The following is a 19,755-nucleotide window of genomic DNA, read 5'->3' as shown; positions in this document are numbered from 1 at the left end:
CTCGCCGGATCGAATGCGCGTCCGGCCGCCGCCATGCCAATCAACCGCTTCGATACCCTCGCGCTGCACGCCGGCGCTGCCCCCGACCCCACGACAGGCGCACGCGTCACGCCGATCTACCAGAGCGTCGCGTTCGCGTTCCGCGATACCGATCACGCCGCGGCGCTTTTCAATATGGAACGCGCCGGCCATGTGTACTCGCGCATTTCCAACCCGACCGTCGCGGTCTTCGAGGAGCGTGTCGCGGCGCTCGAGAACGGCGCCGGCGCAATCGGCACCGCGAGCGGCCAGGCCGCGCTGCACTTAGCCATTGCGACGCTGATGGGCGCCGGCGCGCATATCGTCGCGTCCAACGCGCTTTACGGCGGCTCGCATAACCTGCTGCATTACACGCTGCGGCGCTTCGGCATCGAGACGACCTTCGTCAATCCGCGCGACATCGACGCCTGGCGGGCGGCCCTAAGGCCGAACACGCGGCTTTTGTTCGGCGAAACGCTGGGGAATCCGGGCCTCGACGTGCTCGACATCGCAGCGCTTGCGCAGATCGCGCACGGCCACCGGGTGCCGCTGCTGGTCGATTCGACCTTTACGACGCCGTATCTGCTGAGGCCGTTCGAGCACGGCGCCGATTTCGTTTATCACTCGGCGACCAAATTCCTCGGCGGCCACGGGACGACGATCGGCGGCGTGCTCGTCGACGCCGGCACGTTTGATTTTGCCGCCTCCGGGCGTTTTCCCGAGTTCACCGAACCCTACGACGGCTTCCATGGCATGGTGTTCGCCGAGGAAAGCACGGTCGCGCCGTTCCTGCTGCGTGCGCGCCGCGAAGGGCTTCGTGATTTTGGCGCCTCGCTGCACCCGCAAGCCGCCTGGCAATTGCTCCAGGGCATCGAAACGCTGCCGCTACGCATGGACCGGCATGTGGCCAACACACGCAAGGTCGTCGAATTCCTTGCCGCTCACCCGGCCGTCGACTCGGTTGCCTATCCCGAGCTGGCCTCGCACCCGGACCACGTGCTAGCGCAACGTATGCTGCCGCGCGGCGCGGGCGCCGTGGTTAGCTTCGATTTGCGCGGCGACCGGGCAACTGGCCGGCAGTTCATCGAAGCGCTGACGCTGTTCTCGCATCTCGCGAACGTGGGCGATGTGCGCTCGCTCGTGATCCACCCTGCGTCAACGACACACTTTCGGATGGACGCCGCCGCGCTTGCAGCCGCCGGGATCAGCGAAGGCACGATTCGCCTTTCAATCGGGCTCGAGGACCCTGACGACCTCATCGACGACCTCAAGCAAGCCCTCAAGACGGCCACCAAGGCCACCAGCAAGACAGCAACGGCGCCTGGTGCGAAGACCGGCACGGGCGGCGCCTCGGCAAAGGAGTCCGCATGATCGTTGACGTCCTCGGCAAACCCGCGTTCGCCTATACCGGCGGCAGACGCTTCGACGCTGCCCAGCCGACCGCTGTCTTCATTCACGGGGCTCAGCACGACCACAGCGTCTGGGCGCTTCAAAGCCGGTACTTCGCGCATCACGGCTTCAATGTGCTGGCGCCCGATCTGCCGGGCCACTGCCGTAGCGCTGGCCCGGCATGCGTAAGCATTGGCGCGCTGGCGGACTGGCTCGCCGCGTTGCTCGACGCCGTCGGCGCGACGACGGTTTTCGTCGCGGGCCACAGCATGGGCTCGCTGGTCGCGCTCGATTTCGCGGCGCGCTACCCAGCGAGGGCCGCGCGGCTGGCGCTCGTTGGGACCGCCGTGCCGATGCGCGTATCGGATGCGCTACTCGACGCCGCCCTCAACCGCGAGGACGAGGCCATTGCGCTCGTCAACCGCTGGTCGCATGCGACGCTTGCCGCGAAACCCTCCTGCCCGGGTCCGGGCGCTTGGCTGCACGGCATGAACCAACGCCTGATGGAGCGCGTGGCGGCAACCGGCGAACCGCACCTGTTTCACACCGACTTCGCGGCATGCAACGGCTATATGGAGGGCCTCGAGCGCGCCGCCGACGTGCGCTGCCCGGTGCGCCTGGTGCTCGGCGCAAAAGACATGATGACGCCGCCTCGCGCCGCCCGCGCGCTCGCCGACGCCTTCACCGCCGCAGGCGTGCCGGCCGACACCATTACGCTCGACGCCGGTCACGCAATAATGTCCGAGCAGCCCGACGCGACGCTCGATGCGCTATACGACTTCGCCCGTCCGCTTACCGCGTTGTCCTCGGCCTGAGCCTCAACACAACCTTGACGATATCGAGCAGCCGGCGCGCCCGCCACTCGGCCGAACGGCCAGGTTGCAGCGGTGCCGCCATCGCGGGAGAATGACTTCGCACGGCCGAGCTGGATCAAGCTCCGTGCAAACGGAGGTGACTATGGCTCACGGCGCTCCTACGGCTCGCTTTACGAGCTTCACGCAGTTCTATCCCTTTTATCTGGGAGAACATCGCAACGCGGTCTGTCGCAGGTTGCACTTCATCGGCTCGCTTGGCGTGATCGGCTGCGTGGCCATGGCCGTCGCCACGGGCAATGGGTGGTGGCTCCCAGGCGCTGTCGTGTGCGGATATGGGTTCGCGTGGGTCGGACATCTTTTCTTCGAGAAAAACCGGCCGGCTACGTTTCGATATCCGCTTTACAGCCTGATGGGCGATTGGGTCATGTTCAAGGACATTTGTATCGGCAAGATCAAGCTCTGAGCACGGCCAACGTCACGTCGCATGATGCGGCGCGGTGGCCGGCGGCGTCGCGCCCTGGCCAGCGAATGTGCTGCGCGCATGGCGCGCCGCCAGCAGCGTGGCAAGCGATATCTCGAGCCGGTCGTTGTTCAGCGAACTCAACAAGGCATCGGCATCCACGCGCGTCGACTCGAGCCTCAGCTGATATTCGAGTTCGGTGCGATCGATGACGAAGGCCTCGAAGAGCCGAGCCACCGTAATATGAGCAGGGTTAGCCACCAAGGCATAGCGCGGCATGCCATCCCGCTCCCCATCGTCATGCAGACGCGCAACCCACCCGTCGCGGCTCAGCTTGCCGACGATCCGGCTGGCGGTATCGAGATCGCAGCGCAGCGAGCGGCTCAGTTCCATCACCGTTTGCCCCGTCTTGCCCGACTCGCGCACCTCGCTCAAGCGCGCCAGCATTTCAAGCGCGTCGAGCAAATCTCCGCCCGCGTAGGCCCGACGGTGAAACTGCCCAGCGCGGATGGCCGGCAGCGCCGATGCAATCGTCGCGCCCGCGAGCGAAATAAACCAGCTCAGGTACACCCACAGCAGAAACATCGGCACCGTCGCGAAGGCGCCGTACACAGCGGTGTAGGTCGGAATGCGCCGGACGTAGTAGCCAAAGCCGCGTTTCGCGAATTCAAACGCCACCGCCGCGCAGAGTCCGCCTACCACGGCATCGCGCCACTGGACCGTGCAATTGGGCAAATAGACGTAAAGCATCGTGAAAGCGAGCGTCGTGAGCGGCAATGCGGCACCGGTCAATGCCCATTCGAACAGCGGCGACACATATCCGCCCATCAGTGGGCTCGTCTGTGTAAAGAGATGCGAGGTGATCGACAAGCTCACACCGATCAACAACGGCCCCAGCGTGATGATGGCCCAATAAACGAGCACCCGCTGGGCAAACGGACGCGGTTTCGGCACCCGCCAGATCAGATTGAACGCCGCCTCCACGGTCATCATCGTCATGACCGACGTGACGAAAAGCACGATCATCCCGGCCGTCGTCAGCCCCTTCGCCTTCGACGCAAACTCGTTCAGATATCGAAATATCTGGCTGTTGATCTGGTCCGGCATCAGATGCTCAGCCAGGAACGTCTGCAGCGAGGCCTGGAACGTCGAGAAAATCGGGAACGCCGTGAACAGCGCGAACGCGACCGTGGCAAGCGGGACGATCGCCAGCATCGTCGTAAAAGTAAGACTGCCCGCCACATGCGCGATGCGGTCTTCGCCGCTGCGCTTGGCCGCAAAACGCGCCAGACGCTTGACCGTATCCAGATCGAAACCCCACTTCGTCAACAAGAAACCTCCGCACATCGAAACGTTGAGCCAGGGCGGACGCGCCGCCCGACTGCTTTCATGCCCCTATAATAGGCCGCTCACAAAAGAGCCTCATGAAAGACATTCTCGTACTCTATTACAGCCGCCACGGCGCCACGCGCGAACTGGCACTCGCGATCGGACAAGGCATCGACAGCGTCGCGGGCATGCAAGCGCGCATTCGCACGGTACCGGCTGTGTCCGCTGTCACGGAGACCGTGGAGCCGGCGGTTCCGGCCGACGGTCCGCCCTACGCCGAACCGCGCGACCTCGAAGAGTGTGTCGGGCTCGCCCTCGGCTCGCCGACGCGCTTCGGCAACATGGCTGCATCGCTCAAATATTTTCTCGACGGCACGACACCTCAGTGGCTAAGCGGCGCCCTTGCCGGCAAACCCGCTTGCGTCTTCACGTCGACCGGCAGCCTGCACGGTGGACAAGAAACGACGCTGCTTTCCATGATGTTGCCGCTGTTGCATCACGGCATGCTACTCGTTGGCATTCCGTATACCGAAAGCGCGCTGTCCGCGACGCAAAGTGGCGGCACGCCTTACGGTGCATCGCATGTTGCCGGCGCGGGTGCACGCGAATCAGCGCTCTCGTCGGACGAGAAAACGCTTGCCATCTACCTCGGCGCCCGTCTGGCGCGAACGGCGTCGCGGCTGGCGAGTCACCCGGGTCCCCCATGAGCGCGCGCCACGATCAGCCGCCAGGCTTGCCGGCAACCGCAACGGAGGGTGCCGTCGCGCGCGGCGTCTATGCCGTCGGCGCGGCAGTGGCGCTCGTCGCATTGATCGTGCTTGCCTTTGCCTGGGAGCGCTGGCTCGCGCCGTTACGCCCCGGTGGTTCAGCGCTGGTGCTCAAGGCGGTGCCGCTTGCGGCCGCGTTGTCGGGCGTCGCGCGGCGGCGACTCTACACCTTGCAATGGGCATCGATGCTGGTTTTGCTTTACCTCGCCGAAGGCATCGTGCGCGGTATGAGCGATGCGGGCCTTAGCGCACAACTGGGGTGGCTGCAAACCGCGCTTGCACTCGTCTTTCTGACTTGTGCGCTCGCCTACGTCGCGCCGTTCAAGCGGGCCGCCCGGGCGGCGGCAAACCAAACGAGTGACCGACCATGATGACCGACTCAGCCACCCCGTCAGACTTCATCGCCGCGTGTCATACGGTTATCGGCGCCGCGCATGTGCTGACGGATGCGCATGATACCGCCCCCTATCTGACCGACTGGCGTCACCGCTATACCGGCGCGGCCTGCGCGGTTCTGAAACCCGCGACGACCGACGAGGTCGCGCAACTCGTGCGCATTGCACTCGCTCACCGCATCGCATTGGTGCCGCAGGGCGGAAACACCGGCCTTGCGGGCGGCGCCACACCCGACGCAACAGGCCGTCAGGCCGTGCTCAGTCTCGGGCGGCTCAACCGCGTTCGCGCTCTCGATATCCACAACAATACGATTACCGTCGAGGCCGGTGTCGTGTTGGCCGAAGTGCAGGCGCGTGCGCGCGATGCGGACCGGCTCTTTCCGCTCAGTCTCGCGGCCGAGGGCAGCTGCACCATCGGCGGCAATCTGGCGACCAACGCCGGCGGCACGGGCGTGCTGCGCTACGGCAATGCGCGCGAGTTGTGCCTCGGCCTCGAAGTCGTCACGCCGCAAGGCGAGATCTGGGACGGCCTGCGCGGACTGCGCAAGGACAACACCGGGTACGATTTGCGCGATCTTTACATCGGCGCCGAGGGCACGCTTGGCATCATCACCGCTGCCGTAATGAAGCTGCATCCACTGCCCGCCGCGCGAGTAACCGCGCTCGCAGCGCTTGCCTCGCCGCACGCGGCCCTGGATTTCCTCGCGCTCGCGCAGCGTTGCGCGGGCTCGTTGCTGACAGGCTTCGAATTGATGTCCGATTTCTGTCTGCAACTCGTGTCCAACCATTTCCCGCAGTTGCGCTACCCATTCGACGAACGGCACGCACAGATCGTGCTGCTCGAGCTGTCTGACGCCGAAAGCGACGAACATGCACGTGCGCTGTTCGAGCGCATGATGGAAACCGCGCTTGACGAGGGGCTGCTGGAGGACGCCGTGGTCGCCGAGAGCCTGGCTCAGTCTCGCGCATTCTGGGATCTGCGTGAGCACATTCCGCTAGCCCAGGCCGAAGAGGGCTTGAACGTCAAACATGACATCGCCGTGCCCATCTCGCGCATCGGCACGTTCATCGACGAGACCGACGCGGCCATCGCGGCCGCTGTGCCGGGCGCACGCATGGTGACGTTTGGCCATCTCGGCGACGGCAATCTGCATTACAACGTCCAGGCCCCGGACGACGGCGACGCCAAAGCGTTCCTGGCGCAATATCAAACGGCGCTCAATCGGATCGTGTACGAGAGCGTGCATCGCCACCACGGCACAATCAGTGCCGAGCACGGCCTTGGGCAACTGAAGGTCGATGAAGCGGCGCGCTACAAGTCGCCGACCGAACTCGCCCTCATGCGGGCTGTAAAAAACGCGCTCGATCCGCTCGGTCTGATGAATCCTGGCAAGGTACTACGCTAAAGCGAGGTGTCCCGTGAAAGTTCGTGTCCTCTCCGATCTGCATCTCGAATGCGACGAACCTGGTGCGATCGCACACGCCGATGCGGATCTCGTCGTGCTCGCCGGCGACATTCATAACCATGCCGCAGGCGTGCATTGGGCCGCGCAAACGTTCGATCCCGACACGCCGGTCGTCTACGTGCCGGGCAATCACGAGTATTACGATGGCGAGTTCGGCGCGCTGGAGACGGCCATGCGCGACGCAGCCGCGAGCGTCGAAAACGTTCATTACCTCAACTGTGGCTCGCTCGTCGATCCCGCGGGCCATTGGCGCGTGCTCGGCACAACGCTCTGGACTGACTTCGAGCTGTTTGGCGCCGACGAGACCATTCATGCGGACTCGATCGCCGCAGCGGAAAAAGCCATGCTGGACTTTCGTGGACCGATTCAAGTGGCCTGGTCTGCCGATACCTCGACCGGTCACGGCCCCGCACGCAATTTCACGGTAGCCGATACCCTGGCACTACATCGCCAGGCACGCACGTGGCTCGCCGCGGAAATCGCCAAACCGTTTGCCGGCAAGACGATCGTCGTCACGCATCACGCGCCCCACCGCAACAGTCTGGCGGCCTACTATGCGAACGATCTCGCTTCGGCCGGGTTCATCAGCCATCTGCCGGCGCTCGTTCGCCCGCCCGTGGCGCTATGGATTCACGGCCATACGCATACCGCGTTCGACTATACGGTCGACGGTACGCGTGTCGTCTGCAACCCGCGCGGCTATACCAGTTTGCGTAAGGGGCGCCCCGAAAATCCCGAATTCGCCTGGGATAAGGTGGTCGAAATCTAAGAGCGGTATGACTACGGCGTCGCGGCAGGCTCGTGTATTGCCGGCAGCGGAACGCGAACGTCGATTGTCGTGCCGCGCCCCGGCGAGGTTTCAATACTAAGTTGGCCGGCGACCAGATACGCACGCTCCCGTAGCCCAGCCAAGCCGAACGAATCCGGTTTGCGTCGCGCGGATAAGTCGAAGCCGATGCCGTTGTCGGAGATTCGCAATGCGATTTGCGCCTCTTCTCGAATCACGCTGATTTCCACGTGCGACGCCTGCGCGTGCCGGGCGACATTCGCCAGCGCCTCCTGAACGATGCGGTACGCAGTGGACGCATACGGCTCATCGAGATCGAACTCGTCCGGTTCCAGCACGAGCGCGCAATCGATTCCATAGCGTTGACTGAAAGACTGGACGAGCCACTGGACGGCGGCCGCTAACCCGAGGTCATCGAGCATCGCCGGCCGCAGATCGGCCGCAATGCGCCGCGTCGATGCAACGGCTTCGTCGGCAAGCCCTCGCATGTCCGCCAAATGCGGGTCGGGCACACTGCTCGCAGCCGATAGTTTCTCGGCGAACCGATCGAGCTCCAGGCGCAGCGTGGCCAGCGTTTGCGCGAGCCCATCATGAAGTTCGCGCGCAATCCGGCGCTTTTCCTGCTCGCGGGCCGATGAACTGATCGCCGCGAGCTCCCGTAATTCCTCCTGCGAGCGCAAGACCGCCTGCTCGGCGCGCTTGCGCTCGGCCACCTCGCGCGTTAGGTCGTGATTCGAAGCGGCCAGTGCGGCCGTGCGGGCCAGCACACGCTGTTCGAGCAGCGCCTTGGCCTCGTTGAGCTCCGCCGTGCGCTGCTGCACGAGGCGGCGTTCGGCCTGTTCGCTTTCGAAGGCGCCCACGATGCGAGCGTAAAGTCGCACGTTCTCGAACGTCAATACGATCAGTACCGAACTCGCTGCAAGTAGCCCGTAAATGCGGCCGGCATAAAACCCGAGGTCGAAGCGGCGGTGATTGAGCGCCGCCGAAAGCGCGATATCGAAGAGCCACGCGCACAGCACGACCATGAGCCATAGGTCCAGCACCGAACGCGGTCGACGGCACGCCACGGCTACGAGCGCGGCTAGCGTCAACACAACCACTGTGACGATCGCGGCGATGTAGACGTTCGTGTACAACTCGTGATCGAGGATCGGCGGCAAGCGCTCATGGCCCGCGGTGGTCAAGGCCACCACCACGCCGACCGCGACCAGAATCGCAAGGCCGCACTTGGCGACCGGCGCGAACAACCCACCCGTCCGACTTGCCATCGACGGTGCCAGGTCCGGCGTAAGCCGCGCATAGGCCATCACGGCTAGCGGAAAACCGGCGTGCCAGAACATGTAAAGCCAGGCTGTCGTCTGCGGGCCGGCGCCGAGCAGTCCGTTCGGCGCAAAGAGACCCGGGAACGTCAGCATATGCGCGATCGCGGCCAGCGCCGTCAGCATGTAGCCGCTTGCCAAAGCCAGCAGCGCCCGCGAACGAAGAATGTTGTACTGGCCGATCAAGAGCGCCGCTGTCAGCACGTCGCTAATGATCAGCGCGGACTCGTAGATCGGAATGAATGCCCACGCTTTCGCCAACTGCACTTTCGCGAACGGCACCGCCACGATGAAGAAGGCGACCGATGCCAGCACTGCAGCAAGCGCGAGCTGCTTGTCGCGCCGTTCGGGCGGCAAAGTCGAGAGAAACAGCCGTGCTTGGTCTGGCGACTGGCCCACATCGGTCTCCCCGCATACGATGGCGCTCTGCCAGATGGACGCGCGCCGACTCGTATTATGAGACCGGATCGACGCGTCGCATAGCGGGGTTAGAAAACGAGGACGCAAGGCCCCAGGCGCCGCGATGGCGGCGTACCACGAGCGCGCGCAGACACAGCCGCCGATCGGCAGCGGTGTCGGTTATTGCCCGCCAGTATCGTTTTGCCCTGCCGAACGCCCGGCTTGATACTGACGGCGAACCTGGTTGAGCGCCGCCAGTGCGCGTCGATCCGACTGGAACGGATAGGGAGCGCCGAGCGCGTGGGCGACCGCCAGCCCCGACAGCAGCGCGCCTTCGTGGGTCGGAAGTCCCGCGGCATGCCCCCCGCAAAACCAAGTCCGGCGGACCCCTTGTACCGGCGGGAACCGCTCGTTGACATGCTTGGCCCATGCGGTCGAATAGACGATGTGCTCCATCGACAATCTCTGCACGATGCATTGTGGGTCGATGGCGCCTAAAGGCGCATCCCATGTGACGAACGACGGATGCGCGCCGCTCAGATCCAGCGTGCAATGCGCGGCGTCGCCGCCGTCGGTGTCAGCTAACGCGCGGTAATTGAACAACGCCCAAGGACCGGATTCGCGCGCAGCGAGACGCGTGTCGGTATGAACGGTGACATCGAGCGTCTCTGTTCGCGCCGCATCCAATATCGCGCATTCATCGGCGCTCGCGTCGTCAAGCAGTTGCCGCGCCGTGACAGCATTGACAGCAAGAATCGCGATATCGAAACCCTGCTCGCGCCCCAGCGCGTCTTGAACCACGACGCCCGCCGCCGAGCGAGCGATCTTCGCCACCGGCTCGTCGAAGCGAAACTCGCATTCGCAGCGCGTTTTGAGCGCCTGAAGGTAGGCCGCCGCTCCCCCACGAACGCGAAAACAAGTGGTGGGCGCGAAGAACGACAAGAACCGCGAAAACCCGGCGCCGACCAACCGCGCCGGAATATCGAAGCGCGCCGCACGATTGACGAGCAATATGCCGATCAGCGGAAGAAGGCACGCATGACGAAAAGCATCGGAATAACCGCGTTCGTCGAGGTAATTGGCAAGGCTGATATCGCCCGGCAGCATCGCGATCACAGGTGCGTCCCGGCTAAAACGTATGGCTTCTTCGTTCACCGCCCGCCAAAACGGCGTATCGTGCTCGAAGCTCGACCACGCGCCATACGGGCCCGCGTACGATACGGACACCGCTATCGGATCGGCACTGACGTCGAGTGTGCGGAGCAACGCACTGAAAACCGGGTATTGCCAGTCGTCGAACAACAGAAATCCGGCCTCTACCGCGCACGCCTGCCCAATTGGTGCGGCACCTGCCAGCGTGGGCAAGGGCACGCTGAGCGCATGCCCGCCCGCGCGCTCTGAGCGTTCGAACACGACGACGTCATGTCCACGCCCAAGCGCCCAGGCCGCGCCTAGCCCGGCGACACCCGCGCCGATGATCGCAATGCGCATGGCGGCCTCCTTACCTCGCGTGCCGCGCGCCGCTCAAGCGCCGTAGCGTCACGCGGTAAAGCGTCAGCGAACCGAGCTGGAAGCCGTAGGCGAACATACGCAAATAGCGCTCGTATCGCCGCACGGTTTCCTCCCCGACGACGGCTAACGCGCGCTCCCGATTGCGCCGGAGCGCATCGAACCAGCACCGCGCGGTTCGCGCATAGTGCTCCCGATCGATGCGAACCCTTTCGATCTCGAACGTCGACTCCGACGCGAGCGCAATATCAGCAAGCCGAGGCAGGTCCGATTCGGGAAATATCTCCTGCGCGATGAACAGATCACTCGGCATCTGACCGCGCGGCACGTCGCCCCAGCCGATCGTCTGCAACGACAGCCGTCCATCCGGGGCGAGCCATTGATGACAACGCGAGAAAAAGCGCCGATAGTTCTCAACTTTCGTATCCGGTGTATCCGACAGGCGCGCAAAGTGCTCGAATGCCCCGATCGAAATGATGCCGTCGAACGGCTCGTCTGGCTCGTACTCGGCCCAGTGCTTCACCTGCACTTCGATGCGCGGGTCGGCGAAGCGGGCCAGATCGTCGGCTTGCGCGCCGCTCAGCGTCAGGCCGATTGATCGGCCCACGCCCCATGCCTCGACACTGCGGCGCAAGACCGCGCCCCAGCCGCAACCGATGTCGAGCATCCGACGCGCGTCTTGCAGCCGCGCCTCTTGGAGGTGATAGTCGATCTTGCGCAACTGGGCTGCTTCGAGCCCGTCGTCCGGCACGCTGTCGTCCCACAGCGCGCAGGAATACGAAAGCGTCGGATCGAGCCACAAGCGGAAAAAATCGTTGCCCGCATCGTAGTGATGCCGGATCGCTTCCGCGGAAGCACCCGGCGCGACCACTTCCTCGACCGTGCTCATACCAGCGGCTCCACCGAACCGCCAACACGTGCTCCGTCCACCTCCGCAGGACCCGATGCAAGGTATGCGGCGAGATCCTCGATGCTGGGGTATTCATAGAACAGGTTGGGATCGAGCGGCCGTCCCAGACGGTCCTCCAGGTCCGCGACGATGCCAACCGCCGATGCTGAATCGACACCATAGTCGAGAAACGGCTTGCTCGGATCGATGGATTCGACGGAGAGCGCCATTTCGGTTGCCAGGCGTTGCGCCAGCCATTGTTCGATGTCTCCTTGCGCCATGATGATGCTCATGTTTGATGCTCCTCTGAAAAGCTCGGGGTTGAACGACTCAAAGTAAAACCGGCAGCGACCGCAATCCTCGCCAATGCACCTTCGCAAACCATTGAACGTGCTCCGATGCCAACCTCACGTCGGGACACTTTGCGATCAACATGCGTAATACCGATTCGATCTGTATGCGGGCGATCTGCTCGCCGATACAAAAATGCACTCCTTGTCCGAACGCAAGATGCTGATTGGCATTGGGCCGATCGACAGCCAGGACGTCAGGTTCGGCGAATACTTCTGGGTCCCGATTGGCCGCGCCCAGGAATGCCATCACCATCTGCCCTTTGCGAATCGTCTTCCCGCCGAGTTCGACGTCGGCCACGGCGGCACGCGTGACGACCATACCCGGGGAATCGAATCGCAACAGTTCGTTGATCCCGTTTTTCAACAGACCGGAATCGTCGCAAAGCCGCACGAACTGCTCGCGGTGCTGCAATAGCGCGTAGAGCCCGTTGCCGATCAGATTGATCGTCGTCGCACTGCCGGCAAGAACAATCGACGCCCACAATGCGAACGCCTCGTCCTCGGTGACAGCCCCTTCCCGTATGGCCTGCGCGAGCGTCGATGTGAGATTGCCGTCGTCGGGCACCTCGTCTCGCCGGGCGTCGAACACAGCGCGCATCTCGATCGTCGCCGCGTCCGCCGCGCGCAGCACCTCGGTGCCTGCCAGCGGCTCGATCGCCATGTTGTACGCCACGGCCCAACGATGCAGTGCCTGCTCTTCGCCAGGCGCTATGCCCAAGACTTCGCGGAGCATGCGCGTGGCAAGCGGCTGAGCGAGATCGGCGATGATGTCGAGCGGCTGCGATGGATGGCGCATTGCGGCGCCAATCAGTCCCGCTGCCGCGTCGTCGACGATGGGCCGCAACCGATGAAACAGCGACTGGGCGAAAGTAGGCTTGATCGCTGCGCGCAGTCGCGCGTGTTCGCTTCCTTCGGTGAACGCAAGAATGCCCTTCTCGGTACGAACGTAGGCACTCTCGGTTTGCGCTTGCTTCCGATACGCGGCATAGCCATCCCACTGCGTGACATGATCGGCGCTGAAATGGTCTCGATCGCGCAACAGCTCGACGGTGTCGTCATACCGTGTCAGAAGCCACATACCGAAGAAGCTCCAATGCACAGGGTCCTCGCGCCTCAAGCGATGCAACAACGCATAAGGATTCTGGTAATACGATTGCGTGAACGGATTGAAGCGCCAATTGACCTCGGTCTGTTCCGCGGTTTGCACAGTGCTCAAGATGGGCTCCTTGCTGGTTGAAAGCGGGCACGCAATTGCGCCACCCGCGCGTCAAATTGGAGCGGCTCCGGAACATCGTCGCGCACGCGAATGCCGGCGAGAAACGTTTGGACGCCACTCGGATGGGCTACTGCCGCCGCCTGTGGAAGTTGGACGTAAGAAAGCTTCGTCCACTGCAGTGCCTTGATGCAGGTTTCCTGCTCGTCGAGCATCATGGCCTCGAACATGCAGGTGCTCGCACCCGCATCGATAAGACGCGTGCGCATCACGACAGTCTCGTGCGCGCGCGCCGGCCCAAGGTAGGCCACCTGATGCCCTTGCACGACCCAGGTCTGCCGAGTCCGTTTCATTTCGGCATAAAAGTCGAGTCCGTAGTACCGCAGCAAATGTTCGGCGCGCGCATCCATCATGTAGTCGAGGTAGCGCGTGTTATAGAGCAAGCCGAATGCGTCGCAGTCTTTGAACGCGATAAGCGTGGTGCTTTTCGGTTCGCGCTCCAAAGCGGTGTGTGCGGCGACGCTCGGCGTGGGCTCACCGATCCATTCCCGATATGCGTTGTTGGTCATCATCGCTATCGGCTCTGTTCGGAGCCGAGATTAGAAGTGGAAGAAGAAGGGATGCGCCGCGCTCGAAGCCATTCGGGATCGATTCGACCGGCCTCGCTCACCCAATCGAGCTTTTCGAGCGCAGCGATAATCCATCCGCCGAGGTCGAAATGCCACCAGTGGGTGCCGAGAATGGCAGCACTCGGGCAGGCGTGATGGCGGTTGTGGTACCCCTGACCGAACGTCGGAATGACCAGCAGCCAGTTGTCGCGGCTGCGATCGTCCCCGACCGTTTCGAGCGAACGTCGGCCAATCGGTACATGCGTCAGTGAATTGAGTGCAAACGAAAACTGACTCGTCAGAAAGACGCGCACGAACCCGCCCCAAAGCAACCCTATGAGCGCGCCCTCCCATGAACGGCTCAGCACGCCGCCGACGATCGTCGGGATCGCGAAGCCAAGCATCACCCAACGAAAGTAGTGCTTGTTGATGCGCAAGATGGCTGGCTCGCGTTGCAGGTCGCGTGGGAAGTTCTCGACGAGCGCGGGGCCGGTGCAGTCCGCGCGAAACATCCACCCGATATGCGCGTGAACGAGCCCCTTCGCCACCCCCCACGCGCCTTTGCCTGCCAAGTTCGGAGAATGCGGATCCCCGGGCCGGTCGGTCAAACCGTGGTGGCGTCGGTGAACGGCAACCCACCAGATCACCGGACCTTCGAACGCCATGGAACCGAGTATCGCAAGCGCGAGACGAAGCTTGGGGCGAGCGACGAATGCGCGATGGGTGAGCATCCTGTGATATCCCACTTCCAGGCCGACAATGGCCGCCGCATACATGAGCACGAGTAACGACAGTCCTAGTGCTCCTGGCGGCAAACCATTTATCCAAAGCACGATGGCCGCGATCGTGCCGGCCAGTGGCATGAGCGTCACAATAAAGGCAAGCCTGAGCCGTTGCCGGTCCAGTCGACGCTTGAAATGCGATGCTGACGATTGCATGAATACTCTCCTGTCCGACGATGGATGATCAATGCTCGGCCGCCGCAGCCGATAACGTTTCGGGGAAAGCCGGCGCCGCGTCGATCCGATCTACCGCGAGCACGTCAAGCACCTCGAGGAGGAACCGTCGCCGGCATTCGTACCGCTGGATTTTTCCGCTCGATGTCCGGGGCATGCTGCCGGCGCGCACGAGCGCGATTGCATGCGGCTGCAAATCGTGTTGCTGCGCAATCGCGCGCCTTATTCGCGTGGCGAGTGCAGCAAGATCGAGATGCCGCGCAGCCGCGCGTTCCACTTCGTGCACAACGACAAGCCGTTCTTCGTCACGCACATCCACCGAAAATGCCGCACCACCTCCGGGTACCAGCGCAACGTCGGTCTGCACCATCGTCAGTTCGATGTCCTCCGGCGCGTGATTGCGTCCTCTGATAACGACGAGGTCCTTGAGACGCCCCCACACGAAAAGGTCATCTCCGTGCATGAACCCAAGATCTCCGGTACGCAGGAAGGGACCCGCCGCGAGGTCGTCCATGTACGCATCAAAGCCGCTCGCACTCTCCTGCGCGCGGTTCCAGTAGCCACGCGCGACACTCGGCCCAGCGATCCAGATCTCGCCGACCGTGCCGGCGGCGCAGCGCTGCCGAGTCTGTGGATCAACAATCTCGATGGCATGGCCCGCTGGCGCGCAGCCGCATCCGACCAGCGTTTGGGTATCGCTCGACGCCCGCGCCGCTGCGACGGCGCGGCGCAGTTCGAGTAGACGTCGGTCCACGTGAACCTGCACCAGACGGCCTTTCTTCCCGCCCGCCGCCAACAGCGTCGACTCGGCCATGCCGTAGCAGGGATAGAACGCTTCGCGCCGGAATCCGCTCGGCTCGAACGCACGTGCGAACCGCTCGAGCGTGTCGGCGCGCACAGGCTCGGCGCCGCAAAACGCGAGGTCCCAGCCACTGAGGTCGAGTTGCGCGCGTTGTTCAGGCGTCGTTTTCCGCACACAGAGGTCATAGGCGAAGTTCGGCCCGCCGCTCGTCGTCGCACCGAAGCGCATGATCATGCGCAACCATCTAATCGGCCGCTGCAGAAACGACATGGGCGGCATCAGGACGCAACATATGCCGAGGTAAAGCGGTTGCAGGACGTTGCCGATCAGCCCCATGTCATGAAAAAGCGGCAACCAGCCTGCTCCAACCGTGTTCGAGGAGTTTTCAAAAGCTCGCTCGATCGCGCTCAAGTTATGTAATAGATTGGCATGTGATATCACCACCCCTTTCGGCGAATTTGTCGAACCCGACGTATATTGCAGAAAAGCAACCGAATCCCCATTTATAGATGGCTCACTCCATTTACTGGCAATAAAATTCGGTATTTCTTCAATGCACATCCATTTAAGCGACTGCAGTAATCCTTCGCCATTTGCACGCTCGCGCATATTGCCCATGAATTCCGCGGTCGTAAGAATCAATGAAGCATCCGCATTCGCGGCAATCGATTGAATGCGCGCGAGCGACTGGTTCGGCCGCGGCGCATTACAGGGGACTGCGATTGCGGCGGCATAAAGGCAACCGCAAAACGCCTCTATGAATTCGAGGCCGGATGGAAAAATCAGTAAAACGCGACGCCCCGTCATGCCGGCCGCTTGCAGCCAGGCCGCTATGGCGCGCGCGCGGAGGTCCAGTGCGGCGAAGCTCAACCGGCCGGACTCGACTTCGCCGTCCACTGAGAATACGAAGGCAGTATCGTCCGGCTGCGTGTGCGACCGATGGCGAAGCACGCGGACAAAATCAGGCCACCCGCAATCCAAACTAGCAAGGAATGCGCTCATCAACATAACCTTTTTTCTGTAGTTACATCAAAAATATTTTTTATATTCAAGCGTAAAAATTTTCATTCTTTCACTAAAAAACTACGAGATCTTTCGATTACGCGAAATGCATATCGAGTTTCTTCCGCCCAATGCGGCGTGCATGAAAACGTGAGGCCATGCTACATCGCTGCCGTTTGAACCCCCATTTTAATGTCACGTATGTCGTCTGATTAATTTTTCAAAGTAACTACGATTTTAGAGAGAATGTCTTATTCGCTTATTCGCTATTTTTATTTATCTCGTATATTTCCGTTCCACCGTAGACATGCGCTTTTCAAGGAGAGAGGTATGGCAACACCGCAGCAGTCCGCCGCTTCGCAGCCGCTCTCGGATGCGCCTTCGAACATGCTTCGCCCGGTGCTGGGCGCACTCGGGATTCTGGCGCTCGGGACATTTGCCGTCGGCACCGACGCGTTCGTCATTGCAGGTTTGATTCCGATGATGGCGGCGGACCTGAAAAGCTCCGTGGTGCAAACAGGGCAGTTGGTTACGCTTTTTGCCGTCGCTTATGCGATCAGCTCGCCGCTCGTCGCGGCGCTAACGGCGCGATGGCGCCGGCGCACGTTGCTCATTAGCGCGCAATCGGTATTCGTTTTGGGTACCGCCATGCAGGCGATGGGCCACGACCTGCGGATGGTTGCAGCGGGGCGCGTCATTGCCGCCGTTGGTGCGGCCGGATACACGGCCGCGGCTGCGTCGCTAGCAGGCGCGCTCGTCGCGCCCGCGCTGCGTGGCCGAGCGCTGGCCGTAGTGCTCGGCGGCATGACGTTGGCAACCGTATTCGGCGTACCGATTGGCCTCATTGCCGGCAACGCGTTCGGCTGGCGTGCGACGCTTTGGGGCGTGGCGGCACTCGGCGCATGCGCGGCCGCCGCAACGTTCGCGGTACCGTCGCCTCCGGTTGCCGTTGCCGGCTTGCGCACGCGTCTGGCCGTGCTCGCGCGCCCGAATATTTTGCCAGTGCTGTCGGTGACCGTCGCCACGCTTGCCGGCGGGTTTACGATGTACACGTACTTGCCCGTGCTACTCGCCCCAGTGATTACATCGGGCGCTTCGTTATCGTTGATGCTGCTGGTGTTCGGGGTTGCGGGTGCGATTGGCAACGCTTTCGCCGGACACTGGACCGATCGAATCGGGCCGCTGCCCGTATTGAGGCTTTCGACCGCGGCCATTGCAATTGTGGCGTTGTCAATGCCATTTGCGCGGCATCATCTTGCAGCGGCGCTCGTCGCACTCGTCGTTTGGCCGTGCGCCGGCTGGGCGACGGGCGTGCCGCAGCAATGGCGCCTGATGGCGCTCGCGCCTGATGCCGCGCCGGTCGCGCTAGGGTGGAACGCCTCGGCGAACTATGTCGGGATTGCGCTCGGCGGCGCGCTGGGTGGGATTGTGCTTCACTCGGCGTCGGCCGCATGGCTTGGGCCGGTTTCCGCCGTTTGCTTGCTGATTGCGTTATTGCTGACGAACTGGAGGCAGGCACCTGCGCGTGCCGCGCATGATGCTCGATAGGAGGCCCTCACACAGAGACAGAAGGCGACAAACTGTGGAAAATATTTCGTGGTCGGAGCGATAGGATTCGAACCTACGACCCTCTGATCCCAAATCAGATGCGCTACCAGGCTGCGCTACGCTCCGACGAATCCGAGATTCTAGCGGCTGATGACCAGCGTGGTCAACGAAAGCCTGCGGATTACCAAGCGAAATGTCGAACCGGCATCGAATTTGCGCACTTTGATGGGTCCTGACGAGGGTGTTGACATGAACCTGATCCTTTGGCGTCATGCAGAAGCTGAGGAATTTGCATCGACGGACCTCGCCCGCCAATTGACTTCGCGCGGGCGCAAGCAAGCTCAGGCAGCGGCCAAATGGCTGCGGCATCGCCTGCCGAGCGACACGCTTATGCTGGCGAGCCCCGCCGCCCGCACCGTTCAGACAGTCGAGGCGCTGACCGATCAGTACCGCATCGTCAAGGAGATCGCCCCCGGCGCGAACGCGGGCGATCTGCTAGCCGCCGTCGACTGGCCGACCGGTGTCGCCCGTCATGTTCTCGTCGTGGGCCACCAGCCCACGCTCGGCCTCGTCGCCTCGCAGCTCGTCGCCGGCACGCCCAAGGCCTGGAGCATCAAAAAAGGGGGCGTCTGGTGGCTCGAGTACCGCGAACAGCAGGATGAAGCGCAAGCGGTAATTCGAGCCGTCATCTCGCCCGATCTCGCCTAGAATTGTCCTGCCTCGATTTAAACTGACGAATACATGAAGCCGATATGTCGCGCATACGACATGTCATCGCATTTGCACGCGTTTGCCATGTAAACGTCACGGCTGGTTACTACATTGGCAAAAACGCAGCATCCCTCTTCTCACAGGACCATTTATGCGAGACCTGCCGACGCCCACCCTGCCCCTCGCTTCGATCCCGCTCGATGCTCGTCGCCGCCTTCCTCAGGCGGAGGAAACGATAACAGCGCAACATCGTCTCCAGGTGGCCTGGGCCCGGACAGACGAGGAGTTGCGCGAAGCGCAGCGGCTGCGCTATCGCGTGTTCGCCGACGAAATGGGCGCACGCGTCGCCGGTCCTGCCGGCTTGGACGTCGATGCATTCGATTTGTACTGCGACCATCTACTCGTGCGCGATCTCGATACGCTGAAAGTGGTCGGCACCTACCGCGTCCTTCCTCCGCATCAGGCCTCGCGGGTCGGCCGCCTGTATGCCGAAGGCGAATTCGATCTTTCGCGGCTCGCCCATCTGCGCTCGAAAATGGTGGAAGTCGGCCGCTCGTGCGTGCATGCCGATTACCGCAGCGGTTCGGTCATCATGTCGCTTTGGGGCGGTCTGGGCGCGTATATGATGCAAAACGGCTACGAGACCATGCTCGGCTGCGCGAGCGTGCCCATGGCGGATGGCGGCCATTTTGCGGCCAATCTTTATCAATCTCTGCGCGACAATGCGCTGACGCGCCCTGAGTATCGTGCTTTCCCCCATACGCCGTTACCGGTCGAAGAGTTGAGCACGGGCGCGCACGTCTTGCCGCCTCCGCTCGTGAAAGGCTATCTGCGGCTCGGCGCGAAAATCTGCGGTGCGCCGGCTTGGGACCCTGACTTCAACTGCGCCGACTTCCTCACGCTCTTTCGCTTGGCCGACATCAATGCGCGTTATGCCCGGCATTTCCTGGGCGAAGGGCCAACGCGCTGACGAAACGCTCGGCCAACGCTAAAGCTGACACCACCCGCTACGCCGCAACG

General features: G+C 62.7%; 19 protein-coding genes and 1 tRNA gene. 10 read left to right on the top strand and 10 right to left on the bottom strand.

What is annotated here, in order from left to right:
• Positions 1-33 precede the first annotated feature (33 nt).
• The 3 genes from ACSQ20_RS06050 to ACSQ20_RS06040 all read left to right on the top strand — a co-directional run bounded on the left by ACSQ20_RS06050 (position 34) and on the right by ACSQ20_RS06040 (position 2,685).
• The gene (locus ACSQ20_RS06050; protein ID WP_436022937.1) at positions 34-1,389 is read left to right on the top strand and encodes an O-acetylhomoserine aminocarboxypropyltransferase; all 1,356 of its coding nucleotides are present in this window, start codon (positions 34-36) and stop codon (positions 1,387-1,389) included.
• Positions 1,386-2,222: an alpha/beta fold hydrolase gene (locus ACSQ20_RS06045; protein WP_436018261.1), complete on the top strand. Its 837-nt coding sequence runs from the start codon at positions 1,386-1,388 to the stop codon at positions 2,220-2,222. Before ACSQ20_RS06050 ends, ACSQ20_RS06045 begins: the two co-directional genes overlap by 4 nt.
• A gap of 142 nt (positions 2,223-2,364) precedes the next feature.
• The gene (locus tag ACSQ20_RS06040) at positions 2,365-2,685 is read left to right on the top strand and encodes an Mpo1-like protein (protein WP_436018260.1); all 321 of its coding nucleotides are present in this window, start codon (positions 2,365-2,367) and stop codon (positions 2,683-2,685) included.
• 12 nt (positions 2,686-2,697) lie between these two features.
• On the opposite strand, the gene ACSQ20_RS06035 is transcribed toward ACSQ20_RS06040, so the two are convergent.
• A complete protein-coding gene (locus ACSQ20_RS06035) occupies positions 2,698-4,011 on the bottom strand; it encodes a YihY family inner membrane protein (protein WP_436022935.1) in 1,314 nt (437 codons plus the stop codon).
• Positions 4,012-4,106: 95 nt separating this feature from the next.
• Between ACSQ20_RS06035 and wrbA the strand changes: the two genes are divergently transcribed.
• From wrbA to ACSQ20_RS06015, 4 genes are read left to right on the top strand one after another with little or no spacing between them, the layout of a single operon-like run.
• On the top strand, positions 4,107-4,718 hold the full coding sequence (gene wrbA, locus ACSQ20_RS06030; protein WP_436018259.1) for an NAD(P)H:quinone oxidoreductase: 612 nt from the start codon (positions 4,107-4,109) through the stop codon (positions 4,716-4,718).
• On the top strand, positions 4,715-5,149 hold the full coding sequence (locus ACSQ20_RS06025; RefSeq protein ID WP_436018258.1) for a DUF2069 domain-containing protein: 435 nt from the start codon (positions 4,715-4,717) through the stop codon (positions 5,147-5,149). Before wrbA ends, ACSQ20_RS06025 begins: the two co-directional genes overlap by 4 nt.
• Positions 5,149-6,579 (top strand): FAD-binding oxidoreductase, encoded by a 1,431-nt coding sequence (locus ACSQ20_RS06020; protein WP_436022933.1) that lies wholly within the window; start codon positions 5,149-5,151, stop codon positions 6,577-6,579. The genes ACSQ20_RS06025 and ACSQ20_RS06020 overlap by 1 nt, the downstream gene beginning before the upstream one ends.
• A 13-nt stretch (positions 6,580-6,592) precedes the next feature.
• Complete coding sequence (locus ACSQ20_RS06015) at positions 6,593-7,408, top strand: metallophosphoesterase (protein ID WP_436018257.1); 816 nt, start codon at positions 6,593-6,595, stop codon at positions 7,406-7,408.
• A gap of 11 nt (positions 7,409-7,419) precedes the next feature.
• Here ACSQ20_RS06015 and ACSQ20_RS06010 read toward each other — a convergent pair whose 3' ends face one another.
• The 8 genes from ACSQ20_RS06010 to ACSQ20_RS05975 all read right to left on the bottom strand — a co-directional run bounded on the left by ACSQ20_RS06010 (position 7,420) and on the right by ACSQ20_RS05975 (position 16,476).
• The gene (locus ACSQ20_RS06010; RefSeq protein ID WP_436018256.1) at positions 7,420-9,144 is read right to left on the bottom strand and encodes a sensor histidine kinase; all 1,725 of its coding nucleotides are present in this window, start codon (positions 9,142-9,144) and stop codon (positions 7,420-7,422) included.
• Positions 9,145-9,324: 180 nt separating this feature from the next.
• Positions 9,325-10,635, bottom strand: a complete 1,311-nt coding sequence (locus ACSQ20_RS06005; RefSeq protein WP_436018255.1) for an FAD-dependent oxidoreductase — start codon at positions 10,633-10,635, stop codon at positions 9,325-9,327.
• A 10-nt stretch (positions 10,636-10,645) separates the two neighbouring features.
• Positions 10,646-11,542, bottom strand: a complete 897-nt coding sequence (locus ACSQ20_RS06000) for a class I SAM-dependent methyltransferase (protein ID WP_436018254.1) — start codon at positions 11,540-11,542, stop codon at positions 10,646-10,648.
• A complete protein-coding gene (locus ACSQ20_RS05995; protein ID WP_436018253.1) occupies positions 11,539-11,835 on the bottom strand; it encodes an acyl carrier protein in 297 nt (98 codons plus the stop codon). Before ACSQ20_RS05995 ends, ACSQ20_RS06000 begins: the two co-directional genes overlap by 4 nt.
• Positions 11,836-11,872: 37 nt before the next feature.
• Positions 11,873-13,102 (bottom strand): cytochrome P450, encoded by a 1,230-nt coding sequence (locus tag ACSQ20_RS05990; RefSeq protein ID WP_436022931.1) that lies wholly within the window; start codon positions 13,100-13,102, stop codon positions 11,873-11,875.
• Positions 13,103-13,107: 5 nt separating this feature from the next.
• Positions 13,108-13,680, bottom strand: a complete 573-nt coding sequence (locus ACSQ20_RS05985) for an acyl-CoA thioesterase (protein ID WP_436018252.1) — start codon at positions 13,678-13,680, stop codon at positions 13,108-13,110.
• Positions 13,681-13,682: 2 nt separating this feature from the next.
• Positions 13,683-14,654 carry an acyl-CoA desaturase gene (locus ACSQ20_RS05980; protein WP_436018251.1) on the bottom strand — a complete coding sequence of 324 codons (972 nt, stop codon included), beginning with the start codon at positions 14,652-14,654 and terminating at the stop codon, positions 13,683-13,685.
• 28 nt (positions 14,655-14,682) lie between these two features.
• Entirely contained in the window at positions 14,683-16,476 is a 1,794-nt protein-coding gene (locus ACSQ20_RS05975; protein ID WP_436018250.1) for a fatty acyl-AMP ligase, read from the bottom strand.
• A gap of 330 nt (positions 16,477-16,806) precedes the next feature.
• On the opposite strand from ACSQ20_RS05975, the gene ACSQ20_RS05970 reads away from it, so the two are divergent.
• Positions 16,807-18,024: an MFS transporter gene (locus tag ACSQ20_RS05970; RefSeq protein ID WP_436018249.1), complete on the top strand. Its 1,218-nt coding sequence runs from the start codon at positions 16,807-16,809 to the stop codon at positions 18,022-18,024.
• A gap of 49 nt (positions 18,025-18,073) precedes the next feature.
• Here ACSQ20_RS05970 and ACSQ20_RS05965 read toward each other — a convergent pair.
• Positions 18,074-18,150, bottom strand: a tRNA-Pro gene (locus ACSQ20_RS05965).
• Positions 18,151-18,273: 123 nt separating this feature from the next.
• Between ACSQ20_RS05965 and sixA the strand changes: the two genes are divergently transcribed.
• Together sixA and ACSQ20_RS05955 are read left to right on the top strand one after the other, a co-directional pair.
• The gene (sixA, locus tag ACSQ20_RS05960) at positions 18,274-18,732 is read left to right on the top strand and encodes a phosphohistidine phosphatase SixA (protein WP_436018248.1); all 459 of its coding nucleotides are present in this window, start codon (positions 18,274-18,276) and stop codon (positions 18,730-18,732) included.
• 154 nt (positions 18,733-18,886) lie between these two features.
• The gene (locus tag ACSQ20_RS05955) at positions 18,887-19,705 is read left to right on the top strand and encodes a GNAT family N-acetyltransferase (RefSeq protein ID WP_436018247.1); all 819 of its coding nucleotides are present in this window, start codon (positions 18,887-18,889) and stop codon (positions 19,703-19,705) included.
• Positions 19,706-19,755: the final 50 nt, after the last annotated feature.

The organism is Trinickia sp. LjRoot230 (assembly GCF_964253315.1).
Taxonomy (GTDB): Bacteria; Pseudomonadota; Gammaproteobacteria; order Burkholderiales; family Burkholderiaceae; genus Trinickia.
The sequence above is the reverse complement of the archived record's forward strand: the minus strand, read 5'-3'. Positions and strand labels throughout refer to the sequence as shown.